We start from the raw sequence: 19,097 nt of genomic DNA, 5'->3' as shown, positions 1-19,097 counted from the left end.
TGTAGTTTGCCCCTTGCGACCTGGGTGCAAACCCAAAGGAGTTTGACGACCAGAAGGTTGTCTCGCACAACGAGGCTGAGATGGGCTCCACTTCTTCATCCGACCCACCGGAGGACCTGGGTCGGCCTCTCGATCTTCACGCACCGGGAGGCGAACACAGTATAAGGTCACATCAGGATGACGCCGAAACATTGAGACGAGCGGCCTTGGACGACTACTGGCGCGGGCTCGGCTACACAATTATCGGCGCGAAACGCACAGCACGCGGCTATTCGCTACAGGTTCGGCTTGCCTCTCCTTCCCTAGATTGTGAGCGCTGCTCTCGGGGCCAGCCGTGGCTCACCACCGCGTTACCAATGCTGTGCATTCGGAACCTACCCTACAAAGATGAAAGTGTCACGCTATGGCTGCACCATTGGGGTCAGCGATGCACGCTGTGTCGCAGACCGCTCGACGCGCCACCTGGGATCGACACGCGGCTTTTCATAAGCGAGCGCCTAGCAAAGTGGCTTGCCACGCAGGCCCATCGGGATGTCGAGGAGGTCAGGATCGAGACGGCTGCGCGCCGCTCATCGATTCAGCAAATATTCTTGGATCAGGCTGGCACACACGGCGATCTCGTGGAAGGCGCTCCAGCCTGGTTCGATTTGGCGGGATATGAGGCCACCCATCACGCCGCCTTACCGAGAGTCTGGATCGTTCATGTCAAGGTGGTCGAACAGGCACATGCATGCCCGGACTGCGGATCGATCCGTAGCAAGATCGTCAAAACCCAAGAGCTGACAATCTGCGATGAGCCGCATGATGGTCGCCAGGTTCTGCTCGTCCTATCGAACTACGAGACCCGACGCTGCCTGGATTGCGGGCGGCAGTTTCGGATTGATGCACCCAGTCTCGCTGGTCTTCATACCGCGCCGCGGGTGACGCGGCGTGCTGTCGACTGGGTATGCGCCCAGGGTGCATCTCGTAGCCAGGAAGACATAGCAAAAGACAGCGGCATAACGGCCAGCGCAGTTAGCAAGATCCTGGATAGCACGGGTATATACCAGGTCGTTGCCCCTGATGCGGTGCCGATACCTGGCTGGATCCCACCACCGGATACTATCGTCGTTGGCGGTCCGCGCACAGGAAGCAAGAAGACAAGCCGGACCAGGAAGACGGCCCCAGCAAGTGGCAAGCGACAGGTGCTGATCCGCCTACAGGCTCAACCGACCATGTCAATGTGCCCGCATTGCGAGTCGACAGACATCAAACCGACTTGGCGGCGGGGGCGCACAGTCTGGGACATCCCGACTGACGACGCTACCGTCAAACTCGATTTCTGCTCGATCGTGATGCAATGCCAACGCTGCTGGAAGAATACCGAGCAGCTCACCGCCGGCATCGATCTGGAACTGGCAGCGACCGATCGTTTCCTCCTGTGGCTGGCGGATCGAGTGAAATCGCAGTCCGTCGACGAACTAATTGCCCAAACTGGTGCGTCCCGTGCGGTTGTCCACAGGATCGTCCGTGCGTTGCGGGATCGTGGGCAAGCCCAAGAACTGCTCGATCTCAACGGGACAGTGCATCTGAACGGTTATGTCGTCAGCAGTTGCCGACGGCGCAAAGGACAGCACCACGTCTCACTCGTATCGACTCAGAAGGTTGACCGTTGTATGCACTGCGGCTCGAGGAAAGTTACCGCGCATGAGAACAGGACCATCATCGTGCGCGACGTCCCGATCGACGGGCTTCCGACGCGATTGCACGTGACGCAGCCGATCTATCGGTGCGACACATGCGGGCGTGCTTCGCAGGCACCATCTCGAGCGATCAGCATGGAGTTCGGTGCAACGTATCGGCTGATTCACTGGATTCACGCGCGGCTACGGCATCGCACTCGTGAAGCGATAGCAGACCAGTTGGACGTCAGCCCGCGCTGGCTGAATTCGCTCATCCGGGGCACGGACAAGTAGATATTGCATGGCCGCCGAAAACCTTGGTCAGCGTTCCAATTCCTTAAAAGGAATTTTTCATAATTCCTTTTTGGTGATATCAAGACTATCACCCGAGAATGCGGCATGGACATCGATGACCGAGATATGCAAGTTCGGAGGGCCAAGTTGAAGAAGTGGATCTTCAACCACTTCCCTTCGATAACGGCATTCGCCAAACACTACGGCCTGAGCCAGGGTGAAATATCCTCTCTGCTGCGAGACAAATCGTTCGGCCCTCGCCGGGCGCGTTCGCTGGAACGTGCGCTCGACCTACCGCCGCGGTATCTGGAGAGCGATGATCCCACGCCGCCCAGCAAGCTTGAGCAGCTCTGGCCGTTTGCCCACTCCACCTACGCCGACTATCAGGACCTATCACCGTTCGCCCGAACTGAGCTTGATATTCGCATCGGTGAATTCATCGCCGGCGCCAAAGCGGAGAAAGCCGCGAAGGCTGCGAAAAAACGGTCCAAGCGACCGTCTCGCTAGCGTTGAGGCTGCCTGGCGCGGGGTGATATACATGCCGGCGGCGGTAAATCCGGCCATATCGTCCAGTAGTCCGTAGGCCGCGTGTACCACCTTGGTACACCGAGTTGCCGCTCCAGCGTGGTGCAGTGATGAGGGCTGAGGGGACGCTTGCTATTGAGCATCTTGTGGACAGCGCTTTGCGACACGCCGAGCACGTGTGCCAGTGCGGTTTGCGTCCCGCCCGCCAGTCTCATGGCCGAGAGCAATCCGAAATATGACGGCCCTGGGTCGTCTGTCGAGTGATCGTCATCAAGCTGTCCCATAACTGCAATGATAGAACTTAGGTAGCCATTTCTCAACGGGAAGCCTGTTATAAGTTCTTGTTCAGTTATCACCACTGGAATAAAATCACGGGATATGGACACCGTGAACTTAGCCGCTCGCGTGCGGCAGCGTCGCCTGGAGCTTGGCCTCACCCAGCGTGAGCTGGCCGCTCGAGCCGGAATTTCGGATACCGCCATTCGGAAGATCGAAAATGGCAGTGGCACCCGCTATATGCTGGAGCTGGCGGAAGGGCTGCATGTTCCGATGCAATGGCTGGCCTCTGGCGACCCTGCGCACGCCCCGAAACCTGCCGCGTGCCGGAATGATCGGCATCTTGAGATTGGCCGGCGAATCCAACAGCGCCGATCGGAACTGGGTCTTAGCCAACGTGAGCTTGCCACTCGGGCCGGGATATCCAGTGCGGCCATTTCAAAGATCGAGCGCGGCAGCCGGAGTCGGTACTACGAGGCCTTGGCTGCGGCCTTGGACGTGCCGCTGGCCTGGATAGAGACGGGCGAGCAAACGAACAACACGAGCGATTACACGCGCCCCCAGGAACCGCACCCAGCCGGCTACTGGCCTTTCCACGCTGCGCGGCTAGCCGATTTTGAGTCGCTCTCTCCGATCAAACAGCGCGAGCTAGATGTGAGGCTGTCTGACTTCATTGCCGGCGCCCTAGGCGATGGCCATAGCACTCCGCCTTGACCAGCGCCCCACCCTGCTTGCAGGACTTTCTCGCCATGACCAGCAGTTGGCGTCGCAAACGCACGACAATGAAATAAACTTTTACCGAACTATTGCCAACCAAAGTTCTTGACCGAGCAGAGCTTTGCGGATATCTTGTGCTCAACAAGGACCGAAACCGCCGTATTGGTGCGTTTCGCTACCTCGATCTTTAACCAGCGAATCACCAATTCGTCTCGCGTCCGCCGTGATGGCGCCGCGGTAGGGGAGCAGCAGGCCGCACAGCCCCGGACATTAAAGACAGCGGCAAGATCCAGCACACCAAGCAGCCGAGAGGCGGGTCGCGTGCAGAGCGCGGCAGGTGGGCTGGTCTCACAGGGGATGGTCAAGTCCGCGTGTCCACCGAACACGCGGCGGCGCAGCCGAGCGTTGACCATCATGATGCTTTCCTGGCTTGGTTCAGGCCGGAAAAGCAAAGGCATCGTCGTCCAAGACCCGTCCCATGTGAGCGCCCCAGCTTGAGAAGCAGGCCTTCTGTGGCGGGTAACAGATGGGCGACGATGGGCTCGGCGACCAACGAGCCTGCGCGGTGAAAGCCCGCCGAGGGCCGTCAGCATCGTGGCATCTTGCTGACGGCCCAACCGATACGTACACATCCGAACCGGCGTTCCATGAGCGCTCCAGTCCGAATGTGTGCCCGTCGGAGCGCCTTACACTGGCGCGTTCCAGATGGAGAGCGACATGATGGACGGCAAGCTTTATCCAGCAGTCATCGAGCAAAAAGGTAGTTTAAACATCTACGACGCGGCGTTTCAGCGCGGCAGCGAGTTTGCGCTGGCCTGGAAGAGCGTGCTTCAACAAAACTACGGCAAGGCAACGGTGAGGTGCAGGTGCTCGGGCAATGGCGCCAAGCGATTGTCGATACGATGCCGCGCGGATGCCGACACGTACCACCTGGCACGCTTCCCGGGCACAGGTCCGCAGCATGCCGCCGACTGCGTGTACTGGCATGCCGACCCGACCAGCTCCGGCCTGGGCGCCTACCAACAAGGCGTCGTACAGGAGACCGACGACGGCGAATGGCGCATTCGGCTGCGGCACGGACTGCTGCGCCGTGCCCCTAACCAAGTGGACGATGAAGACACGCCCCAGGCGGCTCCACCCTCCCCTGGCGGGCGCGGCACTAAGCAGCCTTCGATGAAACTGCTTGGCCTGTTGCACTTCGTCTGGACACAAGCGGGGTTTAATCGGTGGTCGCCAAAAATGGCTGGCAAGCGGAACCTAGGCGTAGTGCACCATCACCTGCTCGAAGCTGCGGACAACATTTTGACTGGACGAAGCCGCCTGTCTCATTTCTTGCTGGCTGCCACACCCCAGGCTGACGGCCCCCAAGCCAAGCGCAATCGCGCCACCGCCGAGGCGGCATCGAAGCAATCGCGCCGGCTGGTCGTCATCGCGCCACTGGCGCGCCATCAGGCAAAGGCCGAGGGCGGCGCGACGTTGCCGATCGCTGGCTTTCATGGCATTCCCCACTTGGCCGTGAAACCGCTCATCTGGACCCACCTGAATGAGCGCTTTGGCGCAGAACTGAACGCTTGGAGGAAGGGGGCCCGAACAATCGCAGTCTTGCAGACCGATGTCCCTGATCTTATCAACGGCATTGCGCGTGCCGCGGTACTAGACGTCGCGTTGATGCGTGTGACCAGCGATTGGATTCCCGTGGACTCGACCTATGAGGCACAGGCGGCCGACTGGTTGGTCACGCAAGGGCGCCGCTTCGAGAAGCCGTTGCGCTTCGATGCCAGCAACGAGCACACCTTTCCCGACTTCTGGCTGCTTGATGCGGGCCGGGACTTTCCAATGGAGGCGTGGGGTCGCAGCGACGCGGACTATTTGCGTCGCCGGGCTGACAAGGTACAGTACTACGATGCTAAATACGACGTAGGCGGCTGGTGGTCCTGGGATGCATCCGCCGGGCAAGCGTTTCCCGCTTTGCCTGATGCGGTTTCGTCGCCTTATCGCTGAACGACCCGATCCCCGGGCGGGTCGATTTGTGGGAGGCTGATCGTGCCTACTCCGCATCCTGTTCGCGACCAGGCCAAATGCCCGTCGCTCCAACCCACGCCGGAAGATCGCTGGGCCGCTTTCTGGCGCGCGGCCGTGCCCGTCCTCATCATGGCTACCACCGTCTGGCTACCGCGGCTCGCGGTCGGCCTGTGGCGGTACGTTCTGTTGCCGACGTTGAAATTCATCTGGTGGTATATCAGGGTCGTGTTCAACGTCACCGCCTCCATCTTCGGCGTGCCGCTGCGGCTCTAGAGGCAAGGGGTAGCGGTTCCTCGCCCTCTTCCCGGCCCGTTCCCGCTCAGCGTGTGACCATCACTGGAGAAAGTCATGGGCCACCGCGCACCGCCCCCCAGTGCGTCAGAGTTCGAAACCGAAGACCAAGCTGCCAGCTATGACCGCTGGTTCCGGGCCGAAGTCGACGCTGCGGTACGCGAAGCCGACGCGCCTGGGGCCAAATTCATCCCGCATGACCAAGTCAGCGCCGGCATGGAAGCCCTCATCGATTCGATCAACAGCGGGCATGAATCCACTCCTCGCGAACGAATGCCAACAGGCCGTGGAAACCGTACACTAAGGGGGTCAACGGAGAACGCAATGGGCCACACCCTGTCCCCTATCGTCTCGGAATTCGAAACCGAGGAACAAGCGGCGCGCTACGACCGCTGGCTTCGCGCGAAGGTACAAGCGAGCCGGGACGATCCCCGCCCGCCGATTCCCCACGACCAGGCAATGGCGCGTATTCGCGAAAAACTCAGGCGGAAACTGGCGGACGAGGAAAACTCCGCGGGCTAATTATCCCGCCGGCCCTGCTGGTCACGTCCGAGCCCAGCACCTGCTCCTAACCGTTCACCATGTTGCCTATCATCTGGAGTGCGGCCGCGCTGGATGACCTTGACGCCATCACGGATTACATCGCCCAAGTCAGCGTCCGAGCAGCCATTGAAATGCACGACCGCATCGAAGCTGCAATCTTGCCGGCATCCGAGTTCCCCTATGCTTTTCGTGCCGGTCGCGTGCCGGGCACCAGAGAAGTCGTTGCACACCCCAACTACGTGGTCGTCTACGAAGTTGAGGCCGACCGCGTGGTAGTTCGCAGCGTGCTGCACGCACGGCAGGAATATCCCTGAGCTTGACACCTTGAGACAGTAGGTCCGCCGCGACTTCTCTTGCCAGCGGTCTATAGGCCTTTTCCCCAGCCGCCCCCTCGCCGAATCGCTCGGCATAAGCCTCCTTTCCCATCGGCTTGGCGGGCTTCATTTCTTCCCCAACCAGGGATGGCCTCGGCGGCAGCGCCAGGGCCGCCTGTGCCCTGTTTGCGCCTGTCCTTCGGACATTGCACCGCGCCCAAGCAACGCTTTCTCTTTCGGGCGCGACGCGCTGGCCCGGTCGGGACCGGGGATTCTGCCAAGGAGCGACCATGACCGAATTCGACCATATCGTTGCCAAAGTGCTCGACGCGGCCAACGGCGGCTGGGGCGTGCAATCCACCGGCGAGAAGTTGATGGCTGCATTGGTACTGAGCCGGCATGACTGGCTCGACAGCATGGGCTACACCATTCCCCAGGCCCTGGACAGAGTCGGGGCATCGTGGGTCGCACTCGTCTCGATGGCTGCTGCGACGGTGGCTGAGCATGAACGCTTGGCTACCGAAGCGAAGACCTTGGCTCGGACCTATGCCCTGCTGACGGCTGATCCGTCTGGTGGCGAACTCGATGCGGCGGCAAGTTTGGTGGCGTACAACAACGTGCCTGGCTACCGCGATGCCACGATCACAGTGGACCTCCAGCCCGTAGGGTCACAACGGCGCTTTCGGTGCCGGCTGCAAATCAATGCCGCCGATAGCAACGAGTTAGCGGTCCACCTGGTGGCCACTCATCGCCTGGCATGGCTTCCTGGCAGGCGTCCATCAGATGCCAAAGAGAATGAACAATTGCCGGAGTGGATATCCCTTTGAGAGGCTGGTACTCATAGCAGAGTTGGCCACCACCACGGCAAAATCTTTGTCCTTGACGGTAGGCAAACGCAAGACGGCAGCGGTCATTTCGACCCCGCGAGCTTTGCCAACAAGTGCCGCTGTCGGTCACGACGAAATATAGTCGTGCCCTTCTTGGAGGTTCACATGACTGAGCAAGCGATGCCGCCCATTGGTGCCGACAACACTGGGCAGACACCCGGTGAAGACCGCATCATCTGGCGACCGGACTTACAGCAGAAATTCGATGTTTCTTCCAACACTGTCCGGCGGTGGATTCTCGAAGGAAAATTGCCCCCGCCGGACGTGGACCTGTCACGCAAGACGAAGGGCTGGCGCCTCTCCACTTTGCTCAACGCCGGCATCCGGCTTGCATGACTTTAGCCAGTCCGCCCAGTCTTGCAATAGCTGTTGCCGCTGCGGCAGATAAGCCGCACGGTTGTACGCGGCACGCACGGGATCGTGGGGCACGTGGGACAGTTGGCGCTCGATAGCATCGGGGTTGTAGCCGCGCTCGTTAGCCCACGTCGATGCAACACTGCGCCATCCGTGGCCTGTCATGCGGCCCTTGTAGCCGATCCGGTACATCAAGAACAGAATCGTATTCTCTGACATGGGCCTGTCGAGCCGCGTCTCGTGCGGAAATACGTAGACGCTCCCGCGGCTGCGCTGACGCAGTTGAGCCAGCAGACGCAGCGCCTGCTTACTCAGCGGCACCAAGTGGTATTCACCGCGCTTCATGTTGTCGGCAGGAACCCGCCACAAGGCTTGCTCCCATTCCAGTTCCTCCCACTTCATCATGCGCAGCTCCTTGGTGCGCGTCCACGTCAATGCGAGCATTTCGCACGCGATGACACTCAGCAGGCTGGGATTCTCCAACGCGAGCCGCGCCATGAATTCGGGTATATCGCGCTGCTCCAGCGCCGCCATGTGCTGAGCCTTGCGGCGACGAAACGCCTTGCGCGGATTGATCTGGCTTGCCGGGTTGCTTTCGACCTTGCCCTGCTCCAGCAGGTATTCGAACACTTGGGATACCCACATTCGGGTCTTGCGCACGTAGTCAAGCAGGCCCGCCGCGTCCATCGCATTGAGCGCGCCTAGCAGATCTTGCTTGGTGATGGTTCGCACATCGCGTTCCCCCAATTGCGGGACGAGATGCTGCCGGATGGCATTCTTCGCATTGGCACGATAGCTCTCGGAGATGTCCTCCCGGCCATCCCAGTAATCGTCGGATGCTTTGACGAACGTGAGTACCGTTTCGACCTCCTTGGGCTTGGCCTTTTCCGCACCAGGGTCTCGCCCCTGACGCAAGATGGCCTTGGCCTCATCGCGCTGGGCGCGGGCCTGGGCAAGCGTCACCTCCGGGTATAGCCCGAAAGTCATCGTCTTGGAGGAAAGATTGAAGCGGTAGGCCAGGCGCCAACTCTTGGCACCGCTGGGAGTCACGAACAGGTAGAGCCCGCCGCCATCAAAAAGCTTGTACGGCTTCTCGCCCGGCCGCGCAGCGCGGCATTGCGTGTCGTTGAGGGTATTTGTAGGCATCGCTGCCTCCGTTTTGCGCGGATGCCTACACCGATACCTACATACCAACCAGGTGCCACCGATCGCTACCGTTGCTATTAGTTCGGTATAGAAGCCAAAAAACCACGCAGAATCAACAACTTATCAGAGATTCTTGGTGCTTTCCAGCGTCTACCGGACGGTAGAGTTTGGGGTAACTGGCGGCAGAGGGTCATTCCTATCATGCCTTGAAACGCGCATAAATCCTAGGTTTCTTAAATTTTTTCGACTCCAAATACCAACACTAGTACCAACAAAAGTGTTGGCTTCAGTTGGCTCTCTCTGTACTGTCTCGGACTCCCGGCACACTTTAGCAGCTTATTGGACTTCCGCTGTCGGCCCTATGTATAGCCAACAGTCTCTGCTAATCGGGAGACTGCTCTTGGCCGTAGCAGACCTACGTCGACGCCCGCTTCCGACCCGTCGCAGTCGTTGCGCTTTCGTGCGTAGGTGTCGGCTTTGCAGCGATTGCCGTCAGTCACAGCCTCAAACTCACCGCGCGAAAGCTGTCCATGAACGTTCGAGCTAAACTGACCGCCTGCGTCGACCTTCGTCTGGGAAGCGAGGCCGAAGGCAAGTTCGAGATGTCACGGACCCGCCCCATCAGGCTAAACCTCATGGCATCGATCGGCACCGAATAGTGCGCGCATCCGCTCCGCTTTCGCTGCAGATGCGCCCGCAAGATCGATTACCGCCAGCCGCTTCCGAGATCTAGAGCAGCAAACGTAGAAGACGTTGCGAGAGCGCTTCGCACGCCCCGGGTTTGCCATCTCATCCGCACCGGATAGGTACTTGTCGAAAGAGTAGAAGTTCCAGGCGGCGCCGGCGTCGTCTAGCACGACAAGCACAGTATCGAACTCGTCACCCTTGACTCCATGTTTGGTAGAGAATGGAGTGCTGGTCATGTAAAACTGGGCGAACGCAGCGACCTGCTGATACGGTAGCCCAAAAAAGGCTGCGTACAGAGTCGCGTCCAGTTGCTCGCGCTCTTTCGCAGCGTCGTCCATGTCCGCGGTGAGGATGGGTTGCGTGTTCGCAAGCCTAAGGGCCAAGTCATCAGTCAGCGGGAAAAGCTGTCGATCTCGAATCGTCTCCAGCACTTCACGGACCGTCCCAGCAGCGCGCTTTGCCATCAGTGTGTTGAGCGCATCGCGAACACCTGACTTGGCTGCACGACTGGCGAGTCGGTGGCCTGCACCGTGGAGCCTGCCCAGCGTCTCGCCAATCTGCCCCTTATCCCAGGCGAGGGCCAGCGGTTCAACCTTGTCCAGGAAAAACGAGATCCGCCGGTCAGAGCCATCGGTGAGGGCGTCCTTAGCAAAAGCCCCCCTATCAGTGAAGGCCTGAAGCAGGTCGGCAAAACCAGCTTTGCGGGCGATCAAGCGATGGGTCAGGTACAGCTCGCGCGTTTCCGAGCCCGTCAAGTCCCAGTTCAGCATGTTCGCGAGCAGATCCCGAGCGCGCTGGAGACCGGCTTCATCGGCGCCAGTCGCAACGCGAATGTATGCAACATCGCCTTGTGCGTTATTGTTCCCGGGAGTCTGCGTAATGTCGGTCCGGATCTTGTTCAAGACATCCATGACGCGCAAAGAGCAGCGACGGTTCTCGCGTTTGACGATGACCTCCAGCGGAGCTGCCAGCTCAGCAGGCAGCTCGCCAATTCCCTTGTGCTCGCCTTGGTGATAGATATTCTGCATCTTGTCGCCGAAGAACCCGAGCACGAGCGAGTCACCGACCAGCGGCAACATCCGACGTAGCAGGACGTCGACCACGGCTTCGCTGGTGTCCTGATATTCGTCAATGAAAATGAACGGGTAGCGGCTCGCTACGATGCGCGACAGCTTGTCGTAACGGGTGTAGGCGATGCGCGCGATCGACAGCAGGTCGTCGTGGTGGATCCGTCCTTCGAGGAACTTGGATCCCCGATCCGAATACTTCACATCGAACCGTGCCGCGACCCTTGCTTCCAGTTCGGCCGGATCAACGCGACGGGTACTCCCGGCGGGGAGGGCCGCATTGAGTTCGAGCAGAGCCTGCCGAAGGGCTTGCTGATGGGGCTGCAGCGTGTTCCACAAAAAGTCGTGGATGGTGGACACACGAACTAGAGGGTTGCCCTGGATGCGCTCGATCACCTGATCCTTGGCCACGTTGGTATAGGTGATGCAGGCGATCTGCTGCCCATCACGCCTCAGCCGGTCGGCGACCGGCGGTGCGCAGAGCTTCTTGAGGCCTTCGACGAGGGAGTAGGTCTTGCCGGCACCGGCGCCGGCGTCGAGAACAAAACTCCGGCCTTCGGCAAGACACTCGGCGATACGCTCGTCTGCCGTCTTTTCGGCCACGCCTGCGGCTACTGCTTCGCCAACCATTCGAGCCCCTCGCGGATGTACATGGGCGTTACCCAGCCTTCGTTGGCCAGCAAGTCAAGCGCGAAGTCGACCTTGGGCAGGCTAACGTTGTATGCGTCGGCGGCCAGATCTGCCGCATCTGCATGAGTAAACGCTTCGCTGGTGCCTAAAAGCTTGGCCTTGTTCGTGATCAGCCAAGCCGCGTTCGCGTACACGAATGCCTCCTCGAAGCTGCGGGCGCACGGCTGGCCTGCCGCTTCGGGAACCTGATAAGCAACCCGGACCCGACCCGACGTCTTCTGCGCCTCACCAGCAGCCATCAGCGTTGGCAAATCAGAACTTCCTGGCAGCCATTGAGACAGAGTTGCATTGCTGCTTGCGTGCCCATTGGCGACCGGCGCCTTCTTCTTGGATGTGCCATCGATCGAGTCCAGGTCCGTGATGACGAGCGCTGGCAACTGCAGGAACTCGATCAATTTTCGGAAGAGGTGTGCATACGCACCGCCTACCTCTACCGTGCAGACGTAGGTCGAGGTGAGCTTATCGCGCAACGCGACATCCAGGGCCGTGATCAATCGCGGCAGTAGCATGCGTTCGACCTGCCCTTCGATAAACACGAGCTTGTCTGCGAAGAACATGTCGCATCGCGTCGTCGTCAGATACTTCCGCAGGAACTCCATTGCGGCCTTTTCGGGAGCAGTCGTCGCGGAAGACTCAAAGGACAACAGGTCCTTAATCTCGACCGATCCCTTGTTTCGCCGGAAATAGCGGATCGGAGCGAAACCGCAGTTGGCCGCCATGTGCGATGAATGTGTCGTCAGAAGCAGCTGCACCGCAGTTTCGCCTACGGAGGGTTTGAGGAACTCGCTGACTTTTTGAACGAATACCGCCTGCATCTGAGGATGCATGTGCACCTCTGGCTCCTCGACGACCACTAGATGGACGCGTGGACGGTGCTCGGGATCGGACTCCACGTCCTCACGGAAGGACTTCAGGCACAGGACGATGTAGATTAGGTTCTTGAACCCGAGGCCGTTATAGCGCTCTGGAAGCTCGAACGCCTGGTCAATCGCCGCCACGGCCCCCTCGCCCGGTGTCGAAGTTGCGTTCACGGTAGCATAGTAGACGCGCGTGGTGTCCTTGAACAGGCCATCGGCGCTCAGTTCGGCGCGGACCGTCAGCTTAGGAGACTCAGGGTGGCCAAACCTGGCCAACCCCTTCATGAGGCCGTCGAACGCCTTGACGTATTGGGGGCCGAGGGCCGTGGACTGGTCCCGCAGCGTCTTCTCGAGCGCCTTGAAATCGCTGGGCGAGTCGACCTTGTAGCGGCGCTCGTAGTGGGCGTGTAGCAGCGTCGACAGGCGGGTGACCTTGCTGCCTTCTTCGCGATCGTCGATATGACGCTGTGCGCTGACGACGTCGATACGGATCAGCCGCTGCAAGATGCCGCGGTCCGGCAGACGCTCCGCCTGGCTACCGTCGGAACTCAGCTTGAACTGGTCCAGCTTGTAGTGATCATGCAGTGTGGACGCGAGATAGTCGACAAGCGACTGATCGTGGTCCCGGTCTTTGAGGTATGCCTGCGCCAGCAGATCAGGATCAACGGCCACGAACCGGATTTCAACCACTACCGAGTTGGACGTGTCGTCCAGATCCATCAGGAGTTCGCCCGCTATGGCCAAATCTGGGCCCGTGTCGTCGTAATCGAACTTCAGCCGCAACGACATGGCAGGCAAGGCCGGGAGGGGAGGAACCACTGGCGCCGGACCTGCGGCAGCCTCTCCACCGGCCGGAGCCGCGGGGGATGTCAGAACATGCTGTTCAAAGCTCTTGAAGGCGTGGCGGCAACCCAAAGAAAAGTCGTTAATTGACAGATGTTTAATCGGCCTTTGCAGAAAGGTCAGCATTCCCTCAATCGCTGAGGTTTTTCCACTATTGTTAGGGCCGACGAGGATCGTGGTGATGTCCGCCGTGTCCAGCCGCATCCGCGCGTCCTGCAGCAGCCGGAAGTTTTTGATGGCAATTTCGGACAGCTTCACATCTGGTCTCCCTATCTCTGCCCACGCGCCTTAGTCTTGATGTCATTACCAGGGGATCTCACGTTGTTTGAGCCCGCCATGATAGTAGACGAGATATGCTTAAGGTGGACGGAGATACAGCACGAAAGCCCTAGATCATCGTCCACCGCAGAGCCGGCATTAAGCGGCCGTTGGTGAAGTACCGGAATCAGCCTTCCTCAGACGTTCGCGTGAACCAACCGAACTTCCGCTTCTGGCCGAGAACCGTCCTTCACGAGCACCCTCGCAGCGCTCCTTTAGTGAGCAACATCCATGGGCATACAAGTGCCACCTACCCGCCGCCAGATACGGCAGTAATTTCAGATTTTTTCAAGCATATATCACGCTCCTGAACAGCAAAGCGCGCTGCTCCACAAATGCCAGCACCAACTGGCATTTTCCATTTCAGGAGATTGATGATGATTTTTTCTTCCTATGAAATCCTGGCCACAGTTGCCGTGGCCTTTCTTGCCGGCGCAGTCTGGGCGCTGAACACCAAACGTCGTGGGGGAATTTTTTGTGAATGACCACCCCGCCCCCTACTCCGACCCGGACGAAGACGAACCCGAGATGTTTAACCACTCCTTTCCTCATGCCGGGCGTCCATTCCCGCATGCCGCAACCCCGCACGTCCCCATCATCTGTCCCAAGTGCCAATCCGCGCATATCGAAGCGCGTCACGTCGGCCGACGCATTGGTGGCGCAATCGGCGCCGCCGCAGGGGCGACGAGCGCCTTCGCTGTGGCGATAGCCGGTGCACGCACGGGTGCTGCCGTCGGTGCTTTCGTGGCACCACCCGCGGGTCCCATCGCCGGAGCAATTTCCGGTGCCATTGTCGCATCGTTAGCAGGCGCCGTGGCGGGTGGTATGGCCGGCGTCACGCTCGGCAACTTGGTCGATCAGAAAGTGCTGGACGACTACAAGTGCAATGACTGCGGCCACAGCTTCAGCCTGAACGCCAAGTAATCACCCCTCTTTCATTTCAACGTCATACACGCCAGACCACCTATAAGGGGTCTGGCGGTATGCCCTGTGGAGAATTCAAATGCATCTCGTGCAAACCATGGCCTATGTCGGTCAAGAACCCTGGCATGGCCTGGGCAATCCGCTTTCCCCTAGGCAGCCCATCGAAATGTGGCAACGCGAAGCCGGCATGGCCTGGCAGATCGAGGCCGCTGATGTGCGCTATGTCATTCCCGGTGAAGGGCTCGGTTCCATCCACGGCTTCCCCGAGCAGAAGGTGCTGTACCGTTCGGACACGAAGACTCCGCTCTCGGTCGTCTCCAAACGCTTTCAGGTCGTGCAGCCCCGCGAAGTGCTGGAGTTCTACCGAGACCTGACCGAAGCGGGCGGCTACGAACTGGAAACTGCTGGCATCCTGAAGGAAGGTCGCAAATTCTGGGCGCTCGCCAAGACCGGCCAATCCGTCCGCCTGAAAGGCAAGGATGAAGTCAAAGGCTACCTGCTGTTGGCTACCGCCTGCGATGGCACGCTGGCGACTACGGCACAGTTCACATCAATTCGTGTCGTTTGCAACAACACGCTCACCATTGCACTGGGCGACAGTTCCGGCGCCGTGAAGGTCGGTCATCGCAGTCAATTCGACCCCCAAGCCGTCAAGCGCCAGCTTGGCATCACCGTGTCGGCCTGGGATGGTTTCATGGCCCGCACGAAAGCCCTGGCCGAGCGCAAAGTCGCAGATGCGGCGGCCGAGGCATTTTTTCGCAAGATTCTGACCTATCCGACGAACAACCCGAAACAGCAAATGGTCGGGTTGAACGAGCGAGGACTGAAGGCTGTCCAGGGTCTTTACGCCGGTCAGGGCAAGGGGGCGAATCTGGCCTCTGCTTCCGGCACGGCCTGGGGCCTGGTCAATTCCATCACCGAGTACGTCGACCACCACCGCCGCGCCCGTTCTGACGATCACCGCCTGGACGCCGCCTGGTTCGGTGCCGGCGCCACCCTCAAGCAGAAAGCATGGGACGAGGCGCTGAAACTCGTCGCATGACCCATTCATCAATCACACGGCATAGGTCCGGTAGCCCCACACGGCTACCGGGCTTTTGCATTATGGAGGTCTGAAATGGCATTACCTAAGCACAAATCGGAAAACCGGCCCGCCCTGCGCCTGGTCAATACCCGCAAACTCGAACGGGCGGATTGGCTGGAAGTCCGCAAGACCGGCATTGGCGGCTCGGACGCCGCGGCTGCCGTGGGTTTGTCGCCCTACAAATCCCAACTCGAACTCTGGATGGAAAAGACCGGCCGCGATGCTGACTTGCCCAAGATCGACCCCAAGGACACCACCCACCCGACGTATTGGGGAACCTACCTCGAACCTATCGTGGCGGCGGCCTACACGCAGCAGACCGGCAACCGTGTGCGCAAGGTCAACGCCGTCCTACAACATCCGCAGTTCAGGTTCATGCTCGCCAACCTCGACCGGGAAGTGGTCGGCACGCCGCTTGTGCAACTGCTGGAATGCAAGACGGCGGGGGAATTCGGCGCGAAGCTCTGGTGCGATGGCGTACCCGAATACGTGCAACTCCAAGTCCAGCATCAGCTTGCCGTCACGGGCAAGCAGGCTGCCCATGTCGCCGTCCTGATTTGCGGCCAACGGCTGGAAGTCCATCGCATCCTGCGCGACGACGAACTGATCTCCCGCCTCATCACCCTGGAGGCCGGGTTCTGGGAATACGTCACCAGCGACACTCCGCCCCCGGCCGATGGTTCGAAATCGGCGGATCGCGCCCTGCGCGTGCTTTACCCCGGCAACGCCCCTGCCGTGGATTTCAGCGACGACCGGAACTTGTCGGCCACCTTCGCTGACCTGGTCAACCTGCGCGCGGCCATCAAGGTCAGCGAGGCGCAGACCGAAAAATTCCGGCAGACCCTCCAGCAGGCGATGGGGGACGCCTCCGAAGCCCGTTTCGAGACGGGCCGCGTGCTGTTTCGGCGTAGTCAGGACAGCACCGAGCTTGACGTGGACCGACTGCTGCTGGATCACCCGGCGCTTGTGGCCGAATACGCCGTCACGAAACCGGGAACTCGTCGATTTCTGATCCGGGATTGAGCAGTATGAATAGCCACCACGAATGGGTAGAAAGGGTCGTGGCATGGCATGACGCCATGAAACCCTTCGCTCCGGAGAACGGCCGGCCCCTGCGATTCAAGGGACCGCGTGATCTACACGAACCCGGCCGGCGTCGAATTCCGGCTTCGTGTCACTGGCCTTTACCGGCCCACCCATCCTTGCGCCCTTTACGCCCACGGGCGCGCGCTATCTGCTCGATTCCGGCTCGCCCTGGATGCCTGTTTCGGAAGTCAGTTTGCGTCCGTATCCCCCTCTCTAACTGTATATAGGAGAACGATCATGCTGAAAGGCTTGGCGATCACTCCGCCCGTGGTCGGGCGGATTTCCATTGGCCGTGTCGTGGAGAAGAACGGCAAACGGCTTCCCGAGAAAAGCGACGAATTTCAACTCACCACGCAGGTGCAGACCCGCGACGGCTGGCTGCTGCATCCCCAGGACGACGCGCAGCGCAAGCTGCATGGCGGCGACAAGCTGCGGGCGATCAATATCCTGCTGCCCTTCAACGATCCTGACCTGAACCTGCGAGCGGACTATTCCTATTTCGATCGCGAGGACGGGCGGCTCGTCTGCATGGGCGACGGCGAATCCTGCCGTCGCGTGACCAGCGAGGGGATGCAGTCGCTGCCTTGCGCCGCACCGGACGGCTGCGGTTTCCATAATCGGGAATGCAAGCCCTACGGGCGGCTGTATGTCGTGATCGGCGATCAGGACGAACTGGGTACCTTCGTGCTGCGCACCACGTCGTACAACTCGATCCGAACGCTCGCGGCACGGATGCGCTATTTCCACGCCGTTTCGGGCGGACTGCTGGCCTGCCTGCCGTTGGAACTGCGCCTGCGCGGCAAATCCACCACGCAGAGCTTTCGTACGGCCATTTACTACGTGGACCTGGTCGTCGGCCGCGGGATGTCGCTGGCGGATGCCATCAAGGACGCGCAGCGGCTCAAAGCCCAGCGCCGCGAAGCCGGCTTCGATCAGGATGCGCTAGATAAAGCCGCCCGCCACGGGTATGCCAATGGCGCGGTTGAGGAATCGGAGGAGGATATTCCGGTTGTAGTGGAAGAGTTTTTCTCTGAAAAACCATCATGCCTACGACCGGATGGCGGTAATGTTTCACCGCCCTCAAGCAGCCTTGCGGACAAGATTCAGTCCAAAGCCAGCAAACTAGCAGTCGCGCCTCCTGCCAGGAAGAAGCCGTCATGCTGATATGGAAACCGCCCAAGCATCTATCTTGGGCGATAGTTGGCTTTGGCCAATCATTTTTCATCTGCGAAAGGCATCGAAAATCGCAGTAGCGCCCTACATGGCACGGCAATGAACCTCACGCTACCTACTTTTGTCCATCGAGCGTGTACTTTATGTGCTGCCGACTAAAGTGCGTACATGATGGCATATGCCGTCTTCAAAGCGTTTCTACGGTTTCCACCCCCGGAGCCGAAGCGAGGTCCGAATGTACCCACGATTCGGATGATGTCGAGCATTATCTGGAAGCGCGAGGCTCCCCTCAAGAGCCGCTTTAAAACCTTTCAAACCTCCGCTCAAATCTGCATTTGACAACTGCCGTACTCGGGCTGCGCTCACTTTTATTTTGTAATCTTGATCAAATGCCACTAAGTTGGTGTCATATGCCAAATGATGAAGTTTGCATAGCGCTACACCATTCACGACCTCATCCGTGCTTCCCGGTGCCGAGACTGGGATGATGTGGGCAGCATCTAGCAAGCCCAACTGTACACGGCAGAAAGCGCACCGATTTTTGTATGCCTGAAGCACCTTCTCTCGGAAACTGCGTTCTCGATACTTTTTCTTGATTGTAGCAATTACCGTTCGGCGCTCTTTGTTTGATATGCCTGCAATTTCTTCGTCATCCAGCGATTCGAGATCATCAAGCAGTGCTATGTCTCGATGAGCTTTACCTGAACTATGCAGCAACGAGAACGCCTGCACGTATTCGATTAATAGAAATGGTTGAAATGCGACAACAATTTCGTTGTCTTTCTTCTGCGTCGCAAACGCCCCATCATGAGCTGCTTGTAAGGTGCTCAGCTTGATCTGCGCAGATGGTGATATCGAATCTTGATTGTCGTGGGTGGTTATATCCCACGCGGCAAATACCTGAGTGTCATCGTGCCAGCCCAGCAGTAGTGTTTTCTCTTGAAGCCGCTGGCGCGGCATTGTCGTGAATTGGACTCGATACTCGTCTCGTGCGCGACTTTTACCACCGTGCGTACAGTTCCAAATGTAAACCCGAAACTCGATGCTCTTGTTGGCCTTCGTAGCCTTGAGCAAAAAGGGATGCTTCTCTTCCAGGACAAAAGGGACCCAACCTCCTGCTCTTACTCCATCAAGCAATTCCGCCAAAAGATCGGTTTTCGAAATGGATGCCATAGACCCCTCATGTGAATGCCATTGCTAGATCATACCTACCTTCCGATGAGGGCTCTCTAGCGAGTCTTCTTGCAAAAGAAATTCTACCACTATCTTGGGTTATTGTATTACAATAAACTGCCAGTTAAATGCATGTGAAAAACATGCGCAAATTTTGAGGAAACG

General features: G+C 59.2%; 18 protein-coding genes and 1 pseudogene. 13 read left to right on the top strand and 6 right to left on the bottom strand.

The genetic code is table 11. From position 1 onward, the window contains the following. Positions 1-206 precede the first annotated feature (206 nt). Positions 207-1,955: a transposase family protein gene (locus A6745_RS28260; protein WP_197488213.1), complete on the top strand. Its 1,749-nt coding sequence runs from the start codon at positions 207-209 to the stop codon at positions 1,953-1,955. Positions 1,956-2,060: 105 nt separating this feature from the next. Continuing rightward, positions 2,061-2,462, top strand: coding sequence for a hypothetical protein (locus A6745_RS21535; protein WP_066131809.1), 402 nt, complete (start codon positions 2,061-2,063; stop codon positions 2,460-2,462). Here the strand turns inward: A6745_RS21535 and A6745_RS29720 are convergent. After that, positions 2,459-2,695 (bottom strand): transcriptional regulator, encoded by a 237-nt coding sequence (locus A6745_RS29720; protein ID WP_407922748.1) that lies wholly within the window; start codon positions 2,693-2,695, stop codon positions 2,459-2,461. The genes A6745_RS21535 and A6745_RS29720 overlap by 4 nt on opposite strands. 163 nt (positions 2,696-2,858) lie before the next feature. Between A6745_RS29720 and A6745_RS21530 the strand changes: the two genes are divergently transcribed. Beyond that, a complete protein-coding gene (locus A6745_RS21530) occupies positions 2,859-3,470 on the top strand; it encodes a helix-turn-helix domain-containing protein (RefSeq protein ID WP_066131805.1) in 612 nt (203 codons plus the stop codon). Positions 3,471-3,559: 89 nt separating this feature from the next. Here A6745_RS21530 and A6745_RS28800 read toward each other — a convergent pair whose 3' ends face one another. Next, entirely contained in the window at positions 3,560-3,889 is a 330-nt protein-coding gene (locus A6745_RS28800) for a hypothetical protein (protein ID WP_156513487.1), read from the bottom strand. A 301-nt stretch (positions 3,890-4,190) separates the two neighbouring features. On the opposite strand from A6745_RS28800, the gene A6745_RS21525 reads away from it, so the two are divergent. From A6745_RS21525 to A6745_RS29105, 6 genes and pseudogenes are all read left to right on the top strand, one after another. Beyond that, the gene (locus A6745_RS21525) at positions 4,191-5,474 is read left to right on the top strand and encodes a DUF1173 family protein (protein WP_066132322.1); all 1,284 of its coding nucleotides are present in this window, start codon (positions 4,191-4,193) and stop codon (positions 5,472-5,474) included. 42 nt (positions 5,475-5,516) lie between these two features. Further along, positions 5,517-5,768 (top strand): hypothetical protein, encoded by a 252-nt coding sequence (locus A6745_RS28795; protein ID WP_156513485.1) that lies wholly within the window; start codon positions 5,517-5,519, stop codon positions 5,766-5,768. Between the two features lie 75 nt (positions 5,769-5,843). Next, positions 5,844-5,993 (top strand): annotated as a pseudogene (gene relB, locus A6745_RS29755) (type II toxin-antitoxin system RelB family antitoxin); the annotation flags it as partial. 117 nt (positions 5,994-6,110) lie between these two features. Further along, positions 6,111-6,308, top strand: coding sequence for a type II toxin-antitoxin system RelB family antitoxin (gene relB / locus A6745_RS29750; protein WP_066131802.1), 198 nt, complete (start codon positions 6,111-6,113; stop codon positions 6,306-6,308). A 59-nt stretch (positions 6,309-6,367) separates the two neighbouring features. Then, positions 6,368-6,643, top strand: coding sequence for a type II toxin-antitoxin system RelE/ParE family toxin (locus A6745_RS21515; RefSeq protein ID WP_066131800.1), 276 nt, complete (start codon positions 6,368-6,370; stop codon positions 6,641-6,643). Between the two features lie 290 nt (positions 6,644-6,933). Beyond that, positions 6,934-7,470, top strand: a complete 537-nt coding sequence (locus A6745_RS29105) for a hypothetical protein (RefSeq protein WP_066131797.1) — start codon at positions 6,934-6,936, stop codon at positions 7,468-7,470. 333 nt (positions 7,471-7,803) lie between these two features. Here A6745_RS29105 and A6745_RS21505 read toward each other — a convergent pair whose 3' ends face one another. From A6745_RS21505 to A6745_RS21495, 3 genes are all read right to left on the bottom strand, one after another. Further along, positions 7,804-9,030 (bottom strand): tyrosine-type recombinase/integrase, encoded by a 1,227-nt coding sequence (locus A6745_RS21505; protein ID WP_066131794.1) that lies wholly within the window; start codon positions 9,028-9,030, stop codon positions 7,804-7,806. Between the two features lie 626 nt (positions 9,031-9,656). Continuing rightward, on the bottom strand, positions 9,657-11,414 hold the full coding sequence (locus tag A6745_RS21500; RefSeq protein ID WP_066131791.1) for a UvrD-helicase domain-containing protein: 1,758 nt from the start codon (positions 11,412-11,414) through the stop codon (positions 9,657-9,659). Continuing rightward, complete coding sequence (locus A6745_RS21495) at positions 11,396-13,432, bottom strand: ATP-dependent nuclease (protein ID WP_066131788.1); 2,037 nt, start codon at positions 13,430-13,432, stop codon at positions 11,396-11,398. The genes A6745_RS21500 and A6745_RS21495 overlap by 19 nt, the downstream gene beginning before the upstream one ends. A 537-nt stretch (positions 13,433-13,969) precedes the next feature. Here A6745_RS21495 and A6745_RS21490 point away from each other — a divergent pair. The 4 genes from A6745_RS21490 to A6745_RS21475 all read left to right on the top strand — a co-directional run bounded on the left by A6745_RS21490 (position 13,970) and on the right by A6745_RS21475 (position 17,750). Beyond that, a complete protein-coding gene (locus A6745_RS21490; RefSeq protein WP_231886068.1) occupies positions 13,970-14,416 on the top strand; it encodes a hypothetical protein in 447 nt (148 codons plus the stop codon). 79 nt (positions 14,417-14,495) lie between these two features. Next, positions 14,496-15,458 (top strand): DUF932 domain-containing protein, encoded by a 963-nt coding sequence (locus A6745_RS21485; protein ID WP_066131785.1) that lies wholly within the window; start codon positions 14,496-14,498, stop codon positions 15,456-15,458. A gap of 75 nt (positions 15,459-15,533) precedes the next feature. Continuing rightward, positions 15,534-16,523: a YqaJ viral recombinase family nuclease gene (locus A6745_RS21480; protein WP_066131782.1), complete on the top strand. Its 990-nt coding sequence runs from the start codon at positions 15,534-15,536 to the stop codon at positions 16,521-16,523. A 300-nt stretch (positions 16,524-16,823) separates the two neighbouring features. Beyond that, a complete protein-coding gene (locus A6745_RS21475) occupies positions 16,824-17,750 on the top strand; it encodes a recombination directionality factor (RefSeq protein ID WP_066131773.1) in 927 nt (308 codons plus the stop codon). A gap of 207 nt (positions 17,751-17,957) precedes the next feature. Here A6745_RS21475 and A6745_RS28235 read toward each other — a convergent pair whose 3' ends face one another. After that, entirely contained in the window at positions 17,958-18,932 is a 975-nt protein-coding gene (locus A6745_RS28235; protein WP_082853217.1) for an HNH endonuclease, read from the bottom strand. Positions 18,933-19,097 lie beyond the last annotated feature (165 nt).

Source organism: Bordetella ansorpii (assembly GCF_900078705.1).
In the GTDB taxonomy this organism is placed as follows: Bacteria; Pseudomonadota; Gammaproteobacteria; order Burkholderiales; family Burkholderiaceae_B; genus Bordetella; species Bordetella ansorpii_A.
The sequence above is the reverse complement of the archived record's forward strand: the minus strand, read 5'-3'. Positions and strand labels throughout refer to the sequence as shown.

Excerpts from the sequence above, each read along its gene's own strand:
- A6745_RS21500 (WP_066131791.1), bottom strand. The coding sequence starts at position 11,414 with ATGGTTGGCGAAGCAGTAGCCGCAGGCGTGGCCGAAAAGACGGCAGAC.
- A6745_RS21525 (WP_066132322.1), top strand. The coding sequence starts at position 4,191 with ATGATGGACGGCAAGCTTTATCCAGCAGTCATCGAGCAAAAAGGTAGT.
- A6745_RS28800 (WP_156513487.1), bottom strand. The coding sequence starts at position 3,889 with ATGATGGTCAACGCTCGGCTGCGCCGCCGCGTGTTCGGTGGACACGCG.
- A6745_RS21485 (WP_066131785.1), top strand. The coding sequence starts at position 14,496 with ATGCATCTCGTGCAAACCATGGCCTATGTCGGTCAAGAACCCTGGCAT.
- A6745_RS21480 (WP_066131782.1), top strand. The coding sequence starts at position 15,534 with ATGGCATTACCTAAGCACAAATCGGAAAACCGGCCCGCCCTGCGCCTG.
- A6745_RS21505 (WP_066131794.1), bottom strand. The coding sequence starts at position 9,030 with ATGCCTACAAATACCCTCAACGACACGCAATGCCGCGCTGCGCGGCCG.
- relB (WP_066131802.1), top strand. The coding sequence starts at position 6,111 with ATGGGCCACACCCTGTCCCCTATCGTCTCGGAATTCGAAACCGAGGAA.
- A6745_RS21515 (WP_066131800.1), top strand. The coding sequence starts at position 6,368 with ATGTTGCCTATCATCTGGAGTGCGGCCGCGCTGGATGACCTTGACGCC.
- A6745_RS21475 (WP_066131773.1), top strand. The coding sequence starts at position 16,824 with ATGCTGAAAGGCTTGGCGATCACTCCGCCCGTGGTCGGGCGGATTTCC.
- A6745_RS29105 (WP_066131797.1), top strand. The coding sequence starts at position 6,934 with ATGACCGAATTCGACCATATCGTTGCCAAAGTGCTCGACGCGGCCAAC.
- A6745_RS28235 (WP_082853217.1), bottom strand. The coding sequence starts at position 18,932 with ATGGCATCCATTTCGAAAACCGATCTTTTGGCGGAATTGCTTGATGGA.
- A6745_RS21530 (WP_066131805.1), top strand. The coding sequence starts at position 2,859 with ATGGACACCGTGAACTTAGCCGCTCGCGTGCGGCAGCGTCGCCTGGAG.
- A6745_RS21535 (WP_066131809.1), top strand. The coding sequence starts at position 2,061 with ATGGACATCGATGACCGAGATATGCAAGTTCGGAGGGCCAAGTTGAAG.
- A6745_RS29720 (WP_407922748.1), bottom strand. The coding sequence starts at position 2,695 with ATGAGACTGGCGGGCGGGACGCAAACCGCACTGGCACACGTGCTCGGC.